This is a genomic window from Granulicoccus phenolivorans DSM 17626 = NBRC 107789 = JCM 15570 (genome assembly GCF_000423085.1).
Lineage (GTDB): Bacteria > Actinomycetota > Actinomycetes > Propionibacteriales > Propionibacteriaceae > Granulicoccus > Granulicoccus phenolivorans.
On record NZ_AUHH01000022.1, the window covers coordinates 46,455 to 66,137 of the forward strand.

15 protein-coding genes are annotated in these 19,683 nt (G+C 71.8%); 3 read left to right on the forward strand and 12 right to left on the reverse strand.

From position 1 onward, the window contains the following. Positions 1-70: 70 nt before the first annotated feature. From G531_RS0110365 to G531_RS21810, 6 genes are read right to left on the reverse strand one after another with little or no spacing between them, the layout of a single operon-like run. Positions 71-724: a lysophospholipid acyltransferase family protein gene (locus tag G531_RS0110365; protein WP_145978795.1), complete on the reverse strand. Its 654-nt coding sequence runs from the start codon at positions 722-724 to the stop codon at positions 71-73. Further along, the gene (locus G531_RS0110370) at positions 721-2,253 is read right to left on the reverse strand and encodes a lactate racemase domain-containing protein (protein ID WP_026927214.1); all 1,533 of its coding nucleotides are present in this window, start codon (positions 2,251-2,253) and stop codon (positions 721-723) included. Before G531_RS0110370 ends, G531_RS0110365 begins: the two co-directional genes overlap by 4 nt. Before the next feature lie 18 nt (positions 2,254-2,271). Beyond that, positions 2,272-4,608: an HAD-IB family hydrolase gene (locus G531_RS21795; protein ID WP_245630547.1), complete on the reverse strand. Its 2,337-nt coding sequence runs from the start codon at positions 4,606-4,608 to the stop codon at positions 2,272-2,274. Continuing rightward, positions 4,605-5,351, reverse strand: coding sequence for a bifunctional 1-(5-phosphoribosyl)-5-((5-phosphoribosylamino)methylideneamino)imidazole-4-carboxamide isomerase/phosphoribosylanthranilate isomerase PriA (gene priA, locus G531_RS21800; protein WP_035758506.1), 747 nt, complete (start codon positions 5,349-5,351; stop codon positions 4,605-4,607). Before priA ends, G531_RS21795 begins: the two co-directional genes overlap by 4 nt. Positions 5,352-5,397: 46 nt before the next feature. Then, complete coding sequence (locus G531_RS21805; protein ID WP_051215337.1) at positions 5,398-6,420, reverse strand: hypothetical protein; 1,023 nt, start codon at positions 6,418-6,420, stop codon at positions 5,398-5,400. Between the two features lie 11 nt (positions 6,421-6,431). Further along, positions 6,432-7,334, reverse strand: a complete 903-nt coding sequence (locus G531_RS21810; protein ID WP_035758507.1) for an N-acetylneuraminate synthase family protein — start codon at positions 7,332-7,334, stop codon at positions 6,432-6,434. Positions 7,335-7,384: 50 nt separating this feature from the next. On the opposite strand from G531_RS21810, the gene G531_RS21815 reads away from it, so the two are divergent. From G531_RS21815 to G531_RS21825, 3 genes are read left to right on the forward strand one after another with little or no spacing between them, the layout of a single operon-like run. After that, positions 7,385-8,455 carry a glycosyltransferase family 2 protein gene (locus tag G531_RS21815; protein WP_051215338.1) on the forward strand — a complete coding sequence of 357 codons (1,071 nt, stop codon included), beginning with the start codon at positions 7,385-7,387 and terminating at the stop codon, positions 8,453-8,455. Continuing rightward, positions 8,448-9,431: a glycosyltransferase family 2 protein gene (locus G531_RS21820; protein ID WP_035758508.1), complete on the forward strand. Its 984-nt coding sequence runs from the start codon at positions 8,448-8,450 to the stop codon at positions 9,429-9,431. The genes G531_RS21815 and G531_RS21820 overlap by 8 nt, the downstream gene beginning before the upstream one ends. Then, positions 9,428-10,804, forward strand: coding sequence for a polysialyltransferase family glycosyltransferase (locus G531_RS21825; protein ID WP_035758509.1), 1,377 nt, complete (start codon positions 9,428-9,430; stop codon positions 10,802-10,804). The genes G531_RS21820 and G531_RS21825 overlap by 4 nt, the downstream gene beginning before the upstream one ends. A 6-nt stretch (positions 10,805-10,810) precedes the next feature. On the opposite strand, the gene G531_RS0110420 is transcribed toward G531_RS21825, so the two are convergent. From G531_RS0110420 to hisD, 6 genes are all read right to left on the reverse strand, one after another. Further along, entirely contained in the window at positions 10,811-12,619 is a 1,809-nt protein-coding gene (locus G531_RS0110420) for a hypothetical protein (protein ID WP_026927216.1), read from the reverse strand. A 1,021-nt stretch (positions 12,620-13,640) separates the two neighbouring features. Next, positions 13,641-15,419, reverse strand: a complete 1,779-nt coding sequence (locus G531_RS25690) for a hypothetical protein (RefSeq protein WP_026927217.1) — start codon at positions 15,417-15,419, stop codon at positions 13,641-13,643. Positions 15,420-15,587: 168 nt separating this feature from the next. Next, positions 15,588-16,214: an imidazole glycerol phosphate synthase subunit HisH gene (gene hisH, locus G531_RS0110430; RefSeq protein ID WP_026927218.1), complete on the reverse strand. Its 627-nt coding sequence runs from the start codon at positions 16,212-16,214 to the stop codon at positions 15,588-15,590. Continuing rightward, positions 16,211-16,840, reverse strand: coding sequence for an imidazoleglycerol-phosphate dehydratase HisB (hisB, locus tag G531_RS0110435; protein WP_026927219.1), 630 nt, complete (start codon positions 16,838-16,840; stop codon positions 16,211-16,213). Before hisB ends, hisH begins: the two co-directional genes overlap by 4 nt. Beyond that, a complete protein-coding gene (locus G531_RS0110440) occupies positions 16,840-17,994 on the reverse strand; it encodes a histidinol-phosphate transaminase (protein ID WP_051215339.1) in 1,155 nt (384 codons plus the stop codon). Before G531_RS0110440 ends, hisB begins: the two co-directional genes overlap by 1 nt. Continuing rightward, positions 17,991-19,301: a histidinol dehydrogenase gene (hisD, locus tag G531_RS0110445; protein ID WP_026927221.1), complete on the reverse strand. Its 1,311-nt coding sequence runs from the start codon at positions 19,299-19,301 to the stop codon at positions 17,991-17,993. The genes G531_RS0110440 and hisD overlap by 4 nt, the downstream gene beginning before the upstream one ends. Positions 19,302-19,683: the final 382 nt, after the last annotated feature.

A 19,683-nucleotide genomic window follows, 5' to 3' on the forward strand; every position in this document is an offset into this window, starting at 1 on the left:
CTGCCAACTTCTCAAGCATAGTCAGGCCCGGACCGGCCGACGCCGTGTTCCCAGAAGGTGATCTATCGACTTATCGCCATATTCGTCGCGTCGGTGGGGTGTGGCCCAACCGGGGCGCGGCCGTCTGGGCCCAGACCCGGAGCCAGTTCGCGCCCGATTCCACGGCCTCGGAGGGATCTTCGCCGCGGGCGCGCACCTGTTGCACCTGCCACCAACTGGTGGAGTCCTCGGCCAGCAGATCCATCACCGCAGCATGCGCGGCGACGGTGGTGGTGCTCGGCGTCCCGGCCGGAATGGGTTCGCCGAAGCGGATCCGGATGTCGGGGTCGGTGGCCGCGGCGTACGCCCCCCGGATCCCGACCGGCACCAGCGGGACGCGGGCCCGTTCGGCCAGTTCGGCCGGATATTCGTGGAAGCGGCGCAGCGTCGGCCCGGGCTCCTGCTCGGGGAAGGTGAGCACCTTCAGGCCGCGTTTCAGCGCGAGCACGATCAGGTCGGCCTGGGCGCCGGGGTGGTCGAAGTCCATCGCTCGCACCCCCCAGGACCGGCCCACCCGATCCCCGAGTTGGCGGATCACCAGGATCGGCCCGGCAACCGCCCCCGCCAGCAGTCGGGCGTCGTGATCGGTGGGATGGTTCGACACCAGGACCGCGCCCCCGCGCGGCACCCGCTGGGTGCCGTACCAGGTCACGCCCCGAGCGCCCGCCCGGCAGATGCCGCTCATGCCGTGGCCTCGGTGACCTGGACGCGTACCGGCGGGGTGTGCAGCAGGCGGATCCGGGGGGTCCGGCCGACCTGGGCCGAGGCGATCTCGAGCGCATCGGCGAGGGTGCTGGCGGCCCGGAAGCCGAGCCGAGCGGCGGCGGCACGGTCGGCACCGACCCAGATGATGTCGCTGCAGTGCCGGACCGCGGGTTGGATCGCGTACCACAGTTCCAGCGGGTGCAGGCCGTGGTGGGCGCCCTGGGTGGCGTACTGGTGTCGGTACCACTCGTCGGTGGCGAAGCGGGCCTCGAACCGGTCCCGGATCACGGTGGCGTCGGTGGTCTCCGGCAGCACTTCGGCGAAGAAGTCGGCGGCGGCGGTGTCGAAGCGCGCGCTGAAGGCCTGGGCCAGCGGCGCGAAGCAGATCATCACCCCGCCGGGGCGGACCGCCGGGGTGCCGGCGTGGCTGCCGAAGCTGTGGGCCAGGCAGTCCCAGGCGGCGACCAGCGGGTTCATCACCGCGTCCACGTTGTGCTCGGTGGTCGAGGCGGGCCCGGTGATCAGCACATCGGACTGCCCGACCACCTCGACGCTCTGCTGGGCGCTCAGCAGTTCGGTGGTACGCCCGGTCACCTCGGCGATGCCCCCGGCATGGACGGCCAGGACGCCGTAGTCCTGGGTGGCGCCGGCGAACAGGCGGCGCCGGGTCTGCCGCGGCGCGATCGTCAGGGCCCGTTGCACCGCGGCGGCCGCGGCCCGATCCTGCAGCTGCCACTCCCATTCGCGCTTGCTCAGGAAGCGCAGCGGACCGGTCCAGACCCCGGGGCTGAGCACCACATCGACGGCGAACACCGGCACCGCGCTGGTGATCTCCGCCAGCACCCGGTCCTCGGTGGCCGGATCCGGATCCAGCCCGAGCTGGGCCCAGGCGGTCTGCTGCCCGGTGATGCCTCGGGTCAGCTGTCGGCCGTTGGTGTGGCCGAGTTCGCCGGTCACATTGAGGTTGATCACCAGGTCGGCCTGGCCGACCGCCTCGTTGACGCTGACCCCGTCGGCGAGCGTGGTCAGGCTGCGGGTCTGGGTCGCGTCATGGCTGAACAGCTTGCCGTCGTGGAAGAAGGAACGGTGTACCCGCTCCCCGGTCAGCTGCTGCAGCTCCGAGCCGCTCATCTTGCGCCGCAGCCCATTGGCCAGCAGCACCGTCACCTCGTCGACGCGGGCGGTGGCGGCGAGTTCCAGGATCCGCTCCAGCACGGTGGCGCGGATGTCGGAGCCGGCCATCGCAGGAGCCGGCCGCGCGGAATCGGTGACCACCAGGGCGAGCCGGCGTACCCCGGCCAGGCGGGTCCGCAGCGGCGCCGAGCCGAGCGGGGTGGCCAGGGCCTTGTCGATGGCCTCGAGGGAATCGGGGACCCGGTCGAGTGCCTCGCTGGGGTACAGCACCTCGGTCCCCCGCGGCATCCGTTGCATCCGGACGCCCGGACCGGCGGGGACCAGCAGTTCGGGGGTGCGCTCGTCGGTTTCGAGAAGGAATCCAGGACGGGACATGTCGGTTCTCCTAGCCGGTCAGGACTGGACCGACCAGCGAGGGGTCTGCGCCATGGCGTCCCACTCGACGGTCGTCCACGAATTCGAATTGGCGGCCCGCATCAGGCCGAGGTCAGGATTCACCGCGACCGGGTTGCCGACCGCGGCCAGCATCGGCAGGTCGGCGTGGGAGTCGGCGTACGCATAGGACTTCGACAGGTCGATCCCGTGGGTCTCGGCGAACCGCTTCAGCCAGGCCGGCCGGGACTCCCCGACCATCGGCGGTCCGGTGAGGAACCCGGTGCAGCGCCCGTCGGCGTCGACGTCGAGTTCGCCGGCGACGATGTGGTCGAACAGCGGTGCCAGCGGGCGGGTCAGCGGCCGGATCGCCCCGGTCATCAGGATGGTGGTGTGCCCGGCGGCCCGGTGCTCGCGGACCCGGCGGATCGCGTCCGGGCTCAGCCGGTCCAGGATCCGACGCCCGACATGGCCGTCGATCGCCGCCTCCAACTGGGCCAGGTCCGCCCCGGCGTAGCGGCGGTAAATGGCGCGCAGGAAGGTGCCGCGATCGGTCCGCTCCGCGCGCAGGTACGCCGGCAGCGACCCCAGCAGGGCGGTCACCTCCGACAGCTTCTCCCGGTTCGACAACTCCGGCAGCCGCGCCCACAGGTAGGTCTCCACCACGTTGCCGCTCATCACGGTGCCGTCGAGATCGAAGACCGCGATCACCGTGCTGGGATCGTCCTTGACCTTCGACAGGTCCCGGAACGTGCTGGCCCGGGTCCCGGCCCGGCGGCGCAGCCGATCCATCCGGCGGACGGGTTCGGTCACCGAGGGGGTGTGGATCTCCTCGATGTACTCCCGCCAGTCGATCACCGCGGTGTCCATCGCCCAGGTCGCGACATCGTCGGGATGCAGCGAACGGTGCAGGGCGAGGGTGTGGTCGTCCATGAAGTGCAGTTCGGAGCGCAGGTATTCCCCGTACAGCGACAGGTAGCGACGCATGAAGACCGTCCGGCTGGACAGCTTGTCGACCTGCTCGGCCAGGCTGCGGGTCCGCCGGCTGCGCGGGGCAAAATCGAGCAGCCGGTTGGCGACCTTCGAGGCCCGCTCGGAGGTGGTCAGCAGTTGCTCGACCTTGGCCGATCCCGGCCAGTTCCAGGTCGCCAACGGCGTGGAGCGGGCCCCGGTCGCCATCGGGTGTTCGGTGAAGTAGTTGCGGATGTGGTGATACACCCGGCGGAAGGTCAGCGGATTCCGCGCGCCGGAACTGGCGTGATAGAACTCCGGCGTCCCGACCTCGGGCTCGGTGGCGCACACCGCGAGGATGCAGTTCACCACGTGGTCGCAGGGCACGATGTCGATCACCGAGTCCGGGGACGCGGGGAACTCGGGCATCTGGCCCTTGCCGTAGGCATGGATGATCGGTTCGGCCATCTTGAAGCCCTCGATCCAGCCCGGGTAGGGATGCACCAGGGAGGACTCCACGATCGCCGGCCGGACGATCGACACCTTGATCTCGCGGCCCAGGTCGGCCACGATCCGCTCCCCCATCGCCTTGGCGAAGGTGTACACGTCGGTCCAGCCCAGGGAGCGCGCACGTTCGGTCCCGGCCCGGACCAGTTCGTCGTGCACCCACTGCACCCGGCGGCGCTCGATGTCCTTGGCGGTGGTCAGGTACCCGGCCTGGCGATGCACCCGCTCGGCCTCCCGACGCAGCTTGCCCAGCCGCTCCGGGGTACGCGAGTCGGTCCGGATCCGCTCGGCGATCGCCAGCGCGGCCTCGGTCTCGACCATGTAGTCGGCCTCGTGCTCGTGCGGGGCCTCCGGGATGGCACCGCGCCGCCGGCCGGCGGTGTAGGCGGTGGAGACGTGCACGTAGTGCGGGATCTTGGCCAGCTTGCCGTCGACGGTCATCGCCTCGAGCATCTTGGTCATCAGTGCCCGGGTGCCGATCACATTGGTCGCGAAGGCCTGGTCGATCGGCGGGTCGAAGGACACGTCACCGGCGCAGTGCACCAGCACGTCCAGGTCGTGCGGCAGGTCCGGGACGTTGGGCAGGTCACCCTCGATCACGTCGATCCGCTGCTCGATCAGGGCCTCCGGGCCGCCGGCGGCCTCCCGCAGATCCTTGAAGATGCGCTTCTTCAGCAGCTGGATGACCCGGGCCCGGGCGGTGGCCGAACCCTTGCGACGGACCAGAACGCCGGCGCGAGTGTCGGGCAGGGAGGTCAGCAACTTCCACAACAGCTGTTCGCCGATGAAGCCGGTGACCCCGGTGATGACGATCTTCTTGCCGGCCAGCAGGTCGGCCATCCGACCGTCCAGCGTGCGGCCGCCCCGGACCCCGGTGACGACGGGAGTGGTCTCGCTCATGCCGTGGCGTCGGTTTCCTCGCCGGCTGCGATGCGCAGGGCATCCGACAGCGCGAACCGGCCTTCGTACAGGGCGGTGCCAATGATGGCGCCCTCGACCCCGATCGGGACGAGCCCGGCCAGCTGCCGGATGTCGGCCAGGGTGGAGATTCCGCCGGAGGCGACCACGGGCTTGTCGGTCCGCGCGCAGATGGCCCCGAGCAGCTCGAAGTTGGGGCCGCTGAGCATCCCGTCGGACTTCACGTCGGTCACCACGAACCGGGCGCAACCGGCCTCGTCCAGCCGCTGCAGGGTCTCGAACACGTCCCCGCCCTCCCGGGTCCAGCCGCGGGCGGCCAGTCGATCGCCCTTCACGTCCAGCCCGATCGCGATCCGGTCGCCGTGGCGGGCGATGATCTCGGCGCACCACTGCGGGTTCTCCAGGGCGGCGGTGCCGATATTGACCCGGGCGCAGCCGGTGGCCAGGGCCCGCTCCAGGGAGGCGTCGTCGCGGATCCCGCCGGACAGTTCCACCTGCAACTTCATCTGCGAGGTCACTTCGGCGATCACCTCGGCGTTGGAACCCCGGCCGAACGCGGCGTCCAGATCGACCAGGTGAATCCAGTGCGCACCGGCGTCCTGCCAGCGCTGCGCGGCTTCCAGAGGGTCACCGAAGACCTTCTCGGAGCCCGCCTCGCCCTGCACCAGTTGCACGGCCTGCCCGCCGCGTACGTCCACTGCCGGAAGCAAAGTCAGAGAATCCACCCGGCGAGCCTACCGTGCCCACAGCTGGGCACCCCAACCGGTTTCGTCAGCCGGTGATGCGGTTCACAAAGTCCCGCTGGTCGGCGGCGGCGGTGCCGGTGAACCAGGAGTCCGCCACCGACAGGGCCGCGATCTCCACCCCGGTCCCGGCCAGGACCAGCGGTAGGGTGTGCAGCACGGTGGAGGGGAAGCTGAGCAGGGTGCGCCCGATCGGCCCGATCCGGGCATACAGCTCCATCGGCAGGGCCGGGCGGACCAACTGCGGACCGAGCGCGGCGATCCGGGCCAGCTTCGCCGCCGACTCCTTGCGGTGCGGCAGATACCGGGCGACGCTGCGGCCGGCGACCAGGCCGGCGATCCCGGCCAGATAGGCATCCTCGGAGATCAGGCCGCTCTCCACCAGCGAGGTCCCCATCAGGTCGGTGCCGGCCAGGACGCGGGGCGGACCGAAGGTGTCGCGGACCCAGGCGTAGGTGTTCGGGGTCACCGGCGGGGTGTCGCCGGTGGGTGTGTCGCCGGTCCCGGTGTGGGGGGCGGTCCCGGTGAGCAGGGGCATGGCGGTGAACAGCTCCACCGCCGCGCTGCGGTGGCCGAGCAGGCGCTGGGCGCGCCGGCGCAGCGGGTGTACCCGGGCGTCGGTCGCCCCCAGGTGCCAGCGGTTCAGCGGTACGCCGGTGGCCCACTGCTCGGCGTACCGGATCGTGGCGGTGCCGTCGTCGATCACCACCAGCCGCGGGTCGGTACCCACCAGATTCAGCAGCGTGTGGATGATCCCGGAGTACGGGTCACCGATCACCACCGTCCCGGCCGCCCGTACGCCGCGCGCGACCCGGGCCAGCGCGGGCGCCCGGGCACCGGAGCGGACCTCGGCCCACTGCACCGCGACCGGATCGGGCGCCAACTCCGCGACCCGGTGCAGCTGCCACCGGGTGGTCGGATCGGTGGGTCCGAGCACGACCGCGGTGGTGGGCGTACCGCTGTGGTACGCCCACTCGATCGCGTTCAGCAATTGCGCTGGGGACTCGACCAGCGCCAGCGCCGGGCGGGGCTGCGGTCCGGGATCGGGCACGGGCCGGTGGATCAGGACTGCTGCTCGCCCTGGAAGCGGCGCAGCTTCTTCATCGGGCCGAGTTCGGAGTCGTAGACCTTCTTGACCCCGTCACCCAGGGCCGCCTCCACCACCCGGATATCGCGGACCAGCCGCTCCAGCCCGCCCGGCTCGACCGAGGCGGCCTGGTCGGAGCCCCACATGGCACGGTCCAGGGTGATGTGCCGCTCCAGGAAGGAGGCCCCCAGCACGACCGCGGCCAGCGAGGTCTGCAGCCCGGTCTCGTGCCCGGAGTAGCCGATCGGCACCTCGGGGTACTTCGCGGCCAGGGTGTTGATCATCCGCAGGTTGAGTTCCTCGGCCTGCGCCGGGTAGGTGCTGGTGGCATGGGCGAGGATCAGGTTCTGCGTCCCGACGGTTTCCACCGCATGCTCGATCTGCTCCATCGTCGACATCCCGGTGGACAGGATGATCGTCTTGCCGGTCCCGGCCAGCTTCTTCAGCAGCCCGTCATCGGTCAGCGAGGCCGAGGCGACCTTGTGCGCCGGGACGTCGAACTTCTCCAGGAAGTCCACCGACGGCTCGTCCCACGGGGAGGCGAACCACTCGATGCCGTGCTCGGCGCAGGTCTTCGCGATCTCGGCGTAGCCGTCCTCGCCGAACTCGACCTTGTGGCGGTACTCGATGTAGGGCATCCGGCCCCACGGGGTGTCCCGCATGACGTCCCACTGGTCCCGCGGCGTGCAGATCTCCGGGGTCCGCTTCTGGAACTTGACCGCGTCGCAGCCGGCTTCGGCGGCGATCTTGATCAGTTTGGTCGCGTTCTCGATGTCGCCGTTGTGGTTGATGCCGATTTCACCGGTGATGAAGGCCGGATGGCCCGCCCCGACGGTGCGGCTTCCGATCTGGCGGGTTGGTCCCTGCGCAGCGTTCATTCAAACCCCCTAGGTCGGGCTCAGGCTAGCACCCGATTAGGGTGGCCCCCATGACCTCGTTCCGCAGCGCAGCCTCGGTGCCGCCCACGGAACGCGCGCACGTCCGCGCCGCGGCGCTGACCGTCATCGTGAACTTCTACAATCTGGGGACCGATGCGGTGCCGGCGCTGCGCAGCCTGGCCCGCAACACCGACCCGCGGATCCGGTTCGTGCTGGTCGACGACGCCTCCACCGACGACACCCGCGACCTGCTGGAAACCGCCGCCCGGACCCTGCCGCGTACGCAGGTGCTCGCCCTGCCGGACAATGTCGGCCTCGGCGAGGCCCGCAACCGTGGGCTGGCACTGCTCGACACGCCGTGGTTCACCTTCCTCGACGGGGACGATCACCTGGCGGCGGGATACCTGCCCGCCCTGCTCGACGAGGTGCTCGCCGCCGGCGTCCCGTGGGTCCGCACCGATCACGTGGAGACCGAGGGCACCCGGCGTACCCTGATCCGGATCCCCGACCGCAACCGGGCCGGGCGGATCGGTGTCCCGCGGGACTCGATCACCGGCGCCCGGACCACCTCGGTGGACTTCGCCCATGCCTGGTCCGGGGTGTATCACCGGGAGCTGGCCGAGGCGGGCATCGTGCACTACCCCGCCGAGCTGCGCACCGCCGAGGACCGGCCGGCGATCTGGAAGCTCCACCTGCAGGTGCCGGCGTTCACGATCGCGCGGACGGTGGGGGTGTTCTATCGCCGGGACAATGCCGGTTCGCTGACCCGGACCGGGGACGTGCGGCAGTTGGCGTTCCTGGCGGCGCTGCGGCAGATCGCCGACATCGTGCACGCCGATCCCGAGGCGGAGCGCTTCGAGCTCAAGCTGGTGCAGAACCAGTGCGGGCTGATCTCCTGGCACTACTCGTTGCGGGCCCGGTTCTCCCCCGCGCTGCGGGCCCGGTTCTATCGCGAGGCGGCGCAGATCCTGGACGCCGCCGATCCGGCGGTGCTGGCCGAGGCGGTGGCGTCGATGCCCGAGCCCCGGGCCCAGGCGATCGGGGCGGTACGCCGGGCGGGCCGGCTGCTCGCCGCGCTGCCGGCCGGCCCCGCCGCAGTCCCCGAGGTTCGGCATGGCTGACCCCGGCCTCACCGTCATCGTCGGCTTCTACAACCTGGCCGACCTTGCCCCCACGACCCTGGCCTCGATCGGCCGGGCGATCGATGCGCGCGTCCGGGTGCTGCTGATCGACGACGGCTCCGGCGACCGGACCCCCGACCTGCTGGCCCGCGCCGCGCGGGAGCTGCCCGGGGCCCGGATGATCCGCCACGACCATCCGCTGGGTGCCTCCGCGGTCCGCAATCGCGGGGTCGCCGAGACCGAGACGGCGTACCTGACCTTTCTCGACGGGGACGACTACGTCGCGCCCGGCTATTTCGGCGCCCTGTTGGACGACATCACCGCGAAGGCGGTCCCGATGCTGCGTTGCGACCACGTCGTGGTGACCGGCCGGGACCGGGTGATCCGGCGGATCCCGTCGCAGTTGCGGCAGGGCCGTACCGGCAGTCCACGGACCCAGATCCTGCCGGCCGCCCAGCAGACCTCCATCGACCATCCGTACGCCTGGGCCGGGATCTACCACCGCGAACTCGCCGAGGCGGGCCTGCTGACCTTCGATGAGCACCTGCACACCGCCGAGGACCGGCCGTGGATCTGGCGGCTGCATCTGGCCGTGCCGCAGATGGCGATCGCCGAGCCGGTGGGCCTGTTCTATCGACGCGATCTCCCGGGATCGCTGTCCCGGGTGGTGGACTCGCGCCAATTCGATTTCGTCCCCGCGATGGAACAGGCGATCGCGCTGGTGCTCGCCGACCCGGAGGCCGACCGGTTCCTGCCGAAGGTGCTGCGCCGCTACTGCGAGCTGACCCTGCGGCACCTGAGCCTGCTGTCGCGCTATCCGCGGCCGCTGCGCCGCAGCTTCCTCGGGCTGGTCGGCGGGTCGCTGGCCCGCTGCCCGCAGCCGGCCCTCGACGACGTGCTCGCCGAGCTGGCGCCCGAACGCCGGTCCCGACTCACCCGGCTGATCGCCGAACACACGCCCCAGGAGTCCCGATGAACGCAGCCGTCCCAGCCGCGCCGGTCCGTACCCAGATCTTCGAGGTGTCCACCCTGTACGGGCTGGCGACCGTGCGGGCCGCCCTCGACCAGGGCCTGTTCGAGCAGGCCGGCGGGACCGGGCTGCGGGTGCTGCTGCTGACCAACAACTCGGCCGCCCCGGAAAGTGCGGCCCCGCTCACCGAGGCCCCCGGCTTCGCCGAGCTGGCCGCCCCGTTCGATCGGGTGGTCTCCTACAACGCCGCGATCGCGCCGTTGCACCCCAGCGGCTGGCGCCCCTCCGACGCCGAGGCCCCGCTGTGGGAGCGCTACTTCCGGCTGCTGTGGGACCTGGGCGACACGCCGGTCCAGCTCATCGTGGAGTCCATTCAGGTCTCCCCCGCGCAGACCCTCGCCCTGGTCTTCCCGCAGGCCGGGATCGATGTGTACGCCGACGGGCTGATGACCTGGTCGCCGACCCGGACCCGGGTGGTCTCCGAGATCGGCGCCCGGATCGACCGGCTGCTGCATCTGGATCTGGTGCCGGGGCTGGATCCGCTGCTGCTGACCGAGTTCGCCACCCCGCGCACCGTCATCGACACCGCCGCGTTCACCGCGGTGATCGACCGGCTGGCGCAGGGTCAGGCGTTGCCGCAGCCACCGGCCGGCGAGGGCCCGGTCGCCCTGCTGCTGGGCCAGTACCTGTCCCCGCTCGGGCTGGTCAGCGCGGGCGAGGAGGAACAACTGCACGCCGACCTGTTGGCGGCCGCGGTCGGGGCCGGGGCCCGGCGGATCGTGTTCAAACCCCATCCCAGCGCCCCGGCCGAACTCACCGGGGCCCTGCTGGAGCGGGCCGCCGCGCTGGGCGCCGAGGTGCGGGTGTTCGCCGAGCCGGTCCTGGCCGAGGTCCTGTACGCCCGGGCCCGTCCCGACCTGGTGGTCGGCTGCTTCTCCACGGCCCTGGCCACCGCCGCGGAGCTGTACGCCATCCCGGTGATCCGCGTCGGCACCCGACCGCTGATCCGGCGGCTGAAGCCGTACCCGAACAGCAATCGGATCCCGCTGGTGCTGGTCGACGCCCGGTACCCGGGGCCCGATCGGCGGCCCGGCGCCCCGGCCGGTGAGGTGGCCGGCCTGGTCGAAGCGGTCGGCTTCTGCATGCAGCCGCTGTTGCTGGCGGCGCGGCGCCCCCGGGTGGCGGCATGGCTGGCCGCGCATGGGGCCGACTACCCCGATTTCTTCCCCGAGGCGCTGCTCGGCCGCCTGGAACTGCCGGGCGGGCGGCGTACGCTCACCACCCGGGCGATGCCGTTGGTACGCCGGGCGGCCCGGTCGGCGTACGGGATCTCCAAGCAGGTCGAGGCGCGGTTCGGCGACCGGTTGCGCGGCGCCTGAGCCGGGTCAGCCCTTGAGCCCGCCGAGGAGGAACTTGGTGTTGTCACTGGGGTGGGCGTCCAGCACGATCGCCAGCCGCTGATCGGACATCCCCCAGGGGATCACCGAATCGGCCGGCAGTTCCTGGGGGTCGCCCTGGCCGGTCCAGACCATCTTCATCCCGTCGCGGGTGCCGTAGATGTTCTTGGCGTCCGCCTTGATCGTGGACCAGCGGTCGACCACCTTCGAGGTCCCGTCGGCGAGCCGGACCAACAACGGACCCGCGGCGGCGAACTCCCCGCCCGGGGAGACTGTCAGGGGCATCCCGGCGTTCACCTGGTCGGTGGACAGCTTGCCCGAGGCGAGCAGCCGGCCGTCGTTGACGTCGTAGAGGCCGACGGTGCGGACCGCGTCGTCGGCGGTACGCCCCCAGGCCGCCACCACGCCTCGGGACAGCCACGCGATGGTCATCTCGCCGACGGTGTCGGGCGCGTTCTGCGAGACCCGGACCGTGCGCGGCGCATTGCCCGGATGGGCGGGGTTGAACTGCCACGAACTGGTCGTCGGCGCGGAGACCATCTCCCCGTCGGCGGTCACGCCCAGCGCCTCGTGGTCGCCGGGGATGGTCACCGCGACCAGGTTCAGGTTGGCATCGACCATCCAGTTCTCCGAGCCGGTGGCCACCATCAGGCCGAACCCGACCTGGTTCATCTTGGCCCCCCGGGACAGGGTGATCTGCTTCGGCTGGGTGCCGCTGGGGGCGTTCAACGGCCACACCAGCAGGTTCGACCCATCGATGATCCCGGCAACCGGGACGTTCTGGGCCATCGCGATGAACGGCTTCGCATTCGGGGAGAAGGTCGCGGTGGAGCGGGACACCTCGGCGCCGTTGTCGGCGTTGAGCACCACGAGTTGGTTGCCCTGCAACAGCGCGATCCGGTTCTGATTCACCGCGATCTCGTTGACCTGCTCGATCGCGGTCGACCAGGCGAACTGGTTGGTCCAGCCCGGCGGCACGGGCCGGGAAACCGCGGCCGCCGAGGTGGCGGTCGACTGGGCACTCTGGCCGCCGCTCCCCAGCTGATTTACCCCGATCAGGATGGCGCCGGTGACAACCACCGCGATCACCGCGATCAGCGCCACGATCTTGGCGGTGGTGTTCGGCCCGTTCGGCTGGGGCGCCTGCCCGGTACCGGCCGGCTTCCACTGTTTGGGCGGCGGCGGCGGGGTCGCCTGGCTCCCGGCCGACGGGGTCGGCTGGAACGCCGCCGACGGGTGCCCGTCGGGGTAGGCGACGCCGGGCTCGGGAACCGACTCATCGGCGGAGTTGGCCGGTTCGCTCCCGGGGTACCCGGCCGGATCGCTCCCCGGGTATTGGTCCGGATCGGCCGGTGCGTACGCCTGCGGACCCGGCCGGGGGGCGGGCATGGCGGGTCGAGCGGGCTGGTTGCCGAACGGATCGAACCGGCCGGCGGGCTCGGCCGCGGTCAGGCCGGAACTGGGTGAGCCGAACGGATCCGCGTCCGGGGAGGAGATCGACGCCGGCGCCGGGGTGGCGCCGTTCGACCTGCTCGCTGCGGAGCCGTGGCCCTCGAGGGCGTTGGGGTCCGCGCCGGAGCGGGGGCCTTCCCCGGTGAGGTCGAACGCGTCGAAGTCGAACGCGTCCGGCACGGCGGACTCCGCCAGTCCGGAGGGTCGGTTCCCGGGGGCGGGGTCGGTCCGCGGGCCCTGGAGGTCGAACCGGGGGGCGGCCGGCGTACCCCCGGAATCGTTGATCGAGGGGGTGCCCGGGGACGCGGTCGGCCCGACCTGCAGCGGTACGCCGGCCGGCAGCACCGGCGAGTTCGTCGCGGGTGGCGCCGCGGGGCCGGTGTGCGGCGGGCCCGCAGGGGCGGGCCGGGACGGCGGATAGGCCGTCGGTCCGCTCGGGTGCAGGAATCCGGGCGGATACCCCGGCTGCGCAGCCGGCGGTGGGATCGGTGTCCCGGGCTGACCGGTGGGTCGCGGGGGGACGGCCCGGGCCGGGGGTGCCCAGAAGGGTGCCGGGTTGGCCGGAGGGGGTGGCACCGGATTCCCCGCCGGAGGCGGCACCGAATTCCCCGGAGGCGGTAGTGGTCGAGTCGCCGGACCGGTGGCTCGGGGCGGACCCGACACCTGGGGCGGGACCGAACCCGGCTGCGGGAACGGGCCCGGCTGCCGCGGCTCCGGGACACCGGACGGCCGCATCGGCTGCGGCGCGGGCCGCTGCCAGGCGGACCGGTCCCCGCCCGTACCGGGGCGCGGAGCGCCGGAGCCCGCCGGCGCGGACCCGTACGAACCGGGCGCAGCCGGAGCGGACCCGTACGAACCGGGCGCAGCCGGCGCAGAGCCGTACGAACCCGGCGCAGTCGGCGCAGAGCCGGCCGACAGCGGTGCGGAGCCCTGCGAGCCGGGCGCCGCGGCGGGCTGTCCGGGCAGCACCGGACCCCGCAGGTGGGCGGCCGGAACTGTGCGGTCATCGGCCTGCGGCGGCATCCCCCGGCGGGGACCGGATGACGGATCGGTCGGCACCGCCGTAGCGTACCCGCCCGAGGTACGGGTCGAATCCGGACCCGGTGCGGCGATATGGGTCCGTTCCCCGGCGGCCCGGTCCGATCCCGCCCGATTCGACCCCGCCCGATTCGACCCCGGCGCACCCGGTGCGACGTCGGCCTGATCGTTCGCGGCCTCGAGATCGAAGACATTGGGATCCCGCTGTGCCAGCGGGACGAACCCCGGACGCCGGAACGGGTCAAGGGGCTGCGACGGCTCTTCGTCGGGTTCCCGCGGTGGATCGGGGACCCTCATCCGGCGCAGCCTTCCTCAGTACGCTGCATGGTCACTTGCTGCGCTTGGCCACCGAACGCACGGCCCGTCGCGGGGCGCTCTGGAGCATGGCCTTCTGGGACGACGGGGCACTCGGGGCGGGAGTGGTCGGCTGATCCTGGTGGTCCGGCAGGGCCCGCTTCGGGGTGCCGTCCTCGGCCGCACGTTTGGGTGCGGCGTCCTGGCTGGGGGCCGACGGCTCCGGGGTACGCGCGGTGGTCGCCGCGGCCGAGGACGTCGTCGGGGCGGCGCTGCGGGACACCTGCGGGCCGGGCGTGGTGACCGCATGCCGGGGGGTGGCGCTGGTCGGGGCAGCCGCGGTGGAGGGCTGGCTGGTCGCTTCGGCCCGGCGGGGCTGCGCGGTAGCCGTGGTTCCCGCAGTCGCGTCGGCGCTGGGGGTCGCCGGGTCGGTGATGTTCTTCTCCGCGGTCGCCGACGGGCTCACGCTCACCTGCGGCTGCGTGCTCGGAGTCTCCGCCGGGGCCGGAGCCTGCTCGCCAGCCGGAGCATGCTCGGTGCTCGGCGCGGACTCGCTCGGGGTGGTCGTAGGGGCGGGGTCCCCGGACGCCTCAGGAGACTGCGTCGGTGTCGGCGTGGGAGGGGGAGTCGTCGCCGGCCCGTGAGCGTCAGACTGGATCTGCGCCGGAGCGGTGTTTCCGTCGGTCCCCTTGTGCTCCCAGTCACCCGTGATGAGCTCACCGGAACCGAACGCACCCTGGTGGAACAACTCGTGCGGAATGATCACCCGACCCTGGTCGTCCTTCAAGTCGTCCTTCAAGACGCCGTCAACGTTGATCTGGTACTTCTGGCCCCCGGTCTCGTCCGCGATCGTGACCTTAACTTCGTGGTCGGTGCCGTTGATCTTCAGTCGGAGGGTGTAGGTGCCCGCACTCGGCGTACCGTCGAAGGAGACGGCCAAGTTGCCGTCGCCATCGACGGTCAGCCTCGGCGCCGACGCCTTCGGTTCCGGGGTCGTCGTCGGAGAGGCCGACGGGCTCGGGGTGGTCGTGGTCGGCGACGTGCTCGGGGTTCCGGTGCCGCCGGTGGGCTCCCCGCCGGGCTGCGTAGCGGTCGGCTGCGTCGTCGGGCTGGTCGGCGGGGGCAGGGTGATGCCGCTGGTGGGTTGCGGCTGGGTCCCGGTGCCGCCGGTGGGTTCGCCACCCGGCTGGGTGCCGGTGCCCCCGGTGGGTTCGCCACCCGGCTGGGTGCCGGTGGTGGGTGCGGTGCTGCTGGTCGGCTGGACGCCGGGCTGAGCCCCGCCGACGCCGCCCTGGCCCTGGGGCGCCGGCTGCGGCGCGGTCAGTTGGGCGTCGGTCGAACCCTGCGGGGCCTGGTTGGCCTCGGTGGACGGCGCGATGGTCGGGCCCGCCGGAGGCTGCTGCGCCGGAGGTCCGGCAACATCGCCAGGATTACGCCCGGGGCTGCCGATCGAGGCTCCGGCCTCGGGTCCGGAGGGATCCAGACTCCGCTCACCGGTGGTCGCCGCCTCGGCCGGGTTGCGTCCCGCGGTTCCCGGATCGGAGGTCGGGTCGGTCTGCGGGCCCTCGGGAGCGGCGGTCGGAGTGGGGTCACCCGGCTGCGGGGCCGGGGTGGTTCCGTTGGCGCTGGGGGCACTCGACCGACTCTGCGGGGCCGACGAACTGCTGCGGCCGGACTGCTGGGCACTGGGCGATTCGGCACCCTGTTCGGTGGGACCACCGGTGAAGGCAACGGCACCGGTGACCAGCAGCGCCAGGGACACGCCCCCGGCGAGCCCCCAGATGATCAGTCCGTTCTTCTTCGCTGTCTCCACGGTCAGTACCCATATCCTTCCGGATCCCTATCGCGCTCAGGCGTCGCCCACGCGTACTCTAACCGATCCTCTGGGCAACCGATCGTAGCGGTTTGCCCCAAGAAATCATGCCCCGTGCCGGTAACCCCGCAGGAGTCACCGGCCCCGTGCGCGGGATCGAAGCCGGGCCTAACTCTGCACTGTGGAGACCCAATTCGCCAACACAACGGCGCCTGCATCACCGGATTTTTCCGGGTGGAACTGGGTGGAGCAGATCGGGCCGCGTTCCACCGCGGCCACGAAGCGATCCGACTCGTGGGTGGCCCAGGTGATGCCGTCGGTCGCCGCACCGAAATCGGCCGCGCGGACGGCGTAGGAGTGCACGAAGTAGAAGCGTTGGTCGGCGACTCCGGCGAACAGAATCGACCCGGCCGGCGGATCGACCTCGTTCCACCCCATGTGCGGCAGCCGTTGCGTCTGCAACTGTTCGACTACCCCGGGCAGGACGCCGACCCCCGCGGCGGCCACCCCGTGCTCGATCCCCGATTCGAACAGCACCTGGTGTCCCACGCAGATCCCCAGCACCGGCCGTCCGTGGGCCACCCGGTCCCGGATCACCTCGACTCCGCCGACCTGGGCCAACCCCGCCATGCACGCGGCGTACGCCCCGACCCCGGGCACGACCAGACCGTCGGCCGCGGCGGCGACCGCCGGGTCGCTGGTCAGGGTGACCTCGGCCCCGGTACGCAGCAGCGCCCGGTAGGCCGAGCGGAGATTGCCCGAACCGTAGTCGAGCAACGCGATCGAAGCGCTCACAGGGCTCCCTTCGTGGAGGGGATCCCGGTGACCCGCGGGTCGGGCTCCACCGCCACGCGCAGGGCCCGGGCCAGCGCCTTGAACTGGGCCTCGACGATGTGGTGCGGATCCCGGCCGGTGATCAGGGTCAGGTGAATGCAGATCGACGCGTGGTGGGCCAACGTCTCCACCACGTGCCGGGTCATCGAGCCGGCGTAGGGGGTTCCGGGTCGGCCGTCGGCGGTCGGACCACCGCCGATCAGGGCGTAGATCTGCCCGTCCGGTTCCCCGGAGCAGACGGCGTACGGGCGCCCGGAGACGTCCACCACGGCCTGGGCCAGGGTCTCGTCCAGGGGCACCAGGGCATCGCCGAAGCGACGGATCCCCTTCTTGTCCCCCAGCGCCTGCCGGATCGCATCGCCCAGCGCGATCGCGGTGTCCTCGACCACGTGGTGTGCGTCGACCCAGACATCGCCGGTGGTCGCGACGGTCAGGTCGATCAGGGAGTGCCGGCTCAACGAGGTGAGCATGTGGTCGTAGAAGCCGACCCCGGTGGAGATCTCCGAGCGGCCGGTGCCGTCCAGATTCACCTCCACCCGGACCGAGGACTCCGAGGTGCCCCGCTCGATCGTCGCGGTACGTGCCATCAGCGCTGTTCCTTTCCTGCACCGGTGTCGGCGACCCGCTCGGCGCTGGGCAGCACCTCGAGCAGGGCCTGTTTGAAGGCCTTCATTTCCTGCGGGGTGCCGGCGCTGACCCGCAGCCAGCCGTCCGGGCCGGTCGCGCGAATCAGCACGCCGCGCTCCAGCAGGTCGGCGAAGACCTGCTGCCGGTCGGCGAATCGACCGAAGTAGGCGAAGTTCGCGTCACTGTCGGCCACGGTCAGGCCCTGGTCCCGCAGCCAGGTGACGATGTCGTCGCGGGCCTCCCGCAGGGCGGCCACCTGGGCCAGCATTTCGTCGGCATGCTCCAGCGCCACCACCGCGACGGCCTGGGTGATCGCCGAGAGGTGGTACGGCAGCCGCACGATCCGGCAGGCATCGACCACCGCGGGGGCAGCGGCCAGGTAGCCCAGGCGGCCCCCGGCGAAGGCGAACGCCTTCGACATGGTCCGACTGACCACCAGTCGCGGCTGGGTCGGCAGCAGTTCCAGCGCCGAGGGGGTGCCGGGCCGGGCGAACTCCTGGTACGCCTCGTCGACCACCACGATCCCCGGCGCGGCCGCACAGATCGCGGCGATCGTGGCCAGCGGGGTCGGGGTACCGGTCGGATTGTTCGGGGTGGCGATCAGGATCACGTCCGGGCGGTGTTCGCGCACCGCGGCCACCGCCGCCGCGGGATCGATCGCGAAATCGTCCCCGCGCCCGACGGTCCGGTACTCGGTGTGGGTGTTGCGGGCGTACTCGGGATACATCGAGTAGGTCGGGGCGAAGGTGAGCAGGGTGCGGCCGGGGCCGCCGAAGGCCTGCAGCAGGTGCGTCATCACCTCGTTGGACCCGTTCGCCGCCCAGATGTTGGCCGCGCTCAGGCCGTGTCCGAGGTACCCGGCGAGCTTCTCCCGCAGCAGGGTCGCTTCCCGGTCGGGGTACCGGTTCACCGCGCCGGCCGCCGAGGCGACCGCCGCCGCCATGTCGGCGCGGACCGCGTCGCTGGGGGCGTACGGGTTCTCATTGACGTTCAGGCAGACCGGCACGTCCAATTGGGGTGCCCCGTAGGGCTCCTCCCCCACCAGTTCCGGACGCAGCGGCAACTCGCTCAGGCTGATCCGCCCCGCTCCGGCGGTGGTCTCGGCACCACTCACGCGAATCGGACCCGGATCGAGGCCGCGTGCCCGGGCAGATCCTCCGCCTCGGCGAACACCGCGACCGACTCGGCGATCTCCCCCAGCGCGGCCTGGCTGTAGTCGATCAGGTTGACCTGCTTGAGGAACGACTTCACGTTCAGTCCGGAGCTGTGCGCTGCGGCACCGGCGGTGGGGAGCACGTGGGTCGAGCCGGCCGAGTAGTCCCCCAGCGGGACCGGGGCGTACGGGCCGATGAAGATGGCGCCGGCATTGGTCACCCGGGCGGCGATCTCGTGCGCGGATCGGGTGTGGATCTCCAGGTGCTCGGCGGCGTACGCGTCGACCACGGCCAGGCCCTGCTCCAGATCGTCGACCAGCACGACCCCGGACTGGGTGCCGTTCAGCGCGGTCCGGATCCGCTCCACGTGCTTGGTCGCCCGGACCTGCGCCTCCAGCGCCGTCTCGACCTGCGCGGCGAACTCGGCGGAATCGGTCACCAGCACCGAGCCGGCCATCGGATCGTGCTCGGCCTGGGACAGCAGATCCGCCGCGACGTACGCCGGGTCGGCCGAATCATCGGCGAGGATGGCGATCTCGGTGGGGCCGGCCTCGGAATCGATCCCGATCCGGCCCTTGAGCAGCCGCTTGGCCGCCACCACATAGATGTTGCCCGGGCCGGTGACCATGTCCACCTTGGGACACAGCCCGTCCACCCCGTAGGCGAACATCGCGACGGCCTGGGCACCGCCGACGGCGTACACCTCGTCGATGCCAAGGATGTGGCACAGCGCCAGGATGTTGGGGTGCGGCAGCCCGCCGAAGTCCGCCTGCGGCGGGGAGGTGACCGCGATCGACCCAACCCCGGCCACCTGCGCCGGAACCACGTTCATGATCACGCTGGAGGCCAGCGGCGCCAGGCCGCCGGGCACGTACAGCCCGACCCGGTTCACCGGGATCATCTTCTGCGAGATCACCGCACCGGGAGCCAGCTCGACGCGGACCTGCGGCTCCCCGAGTTCGGCCTGCGACACCCGGCGCCGCCGATCGATGGCGATCTCGAAGGCGGCGCGCAGTTCGGGATCCAGCTGCTCGGCGCACTCGGCCAGGGTCTGCGGGTCGACGCGCAGCTGCTGCGGGACGACCTTGTCGAAACGCTCGGACAGTTCGCGCAGCGCCGGCTCGCCCCGAGTGGCCACGTCCTCGCACAGCGGGGCGACGATCTCCATGGCCCGGGCGACGTCGAACTCGGCGCGGGGCACGACCTTCACGTAGTCGACAGATTCGCCGGCAGCCAGCCGGCCTCGCAGATCAATCGTTTGCAGCACATGCCGAGTCTACGGAGCCCGACCCAGCGATGCGACACATTTCATCCCGTCACCGCGGTGGCCGTCGGCTCCGGACGCTGCACGGGTGTTCGCCGGATTCGCGGGTGCTGGTCGGCAGGTCCGTCGCGGGCTTCGTGGCGGTTCGCGGGCCCTCCCGGCTGCTGGTGCCGTCTCGCGGGTGTTCGTTCGGTTCGCGGGTGCTGGTCGGCAGGTCCACCGCGGGGTCCGTGGCGGTCCGCGGGCCGTCCCCGCTGTGCGCGGGTGCTGGTGCCGTCTCGCGGGTCCGGATCCGGCCCGCGGCCCCTGCAGGACCCGCGCGACCGAACCCAACCCGCGCACCCGAACCCAACCCGCAAACCCGAATCGCGAGGTCTCATTCCGC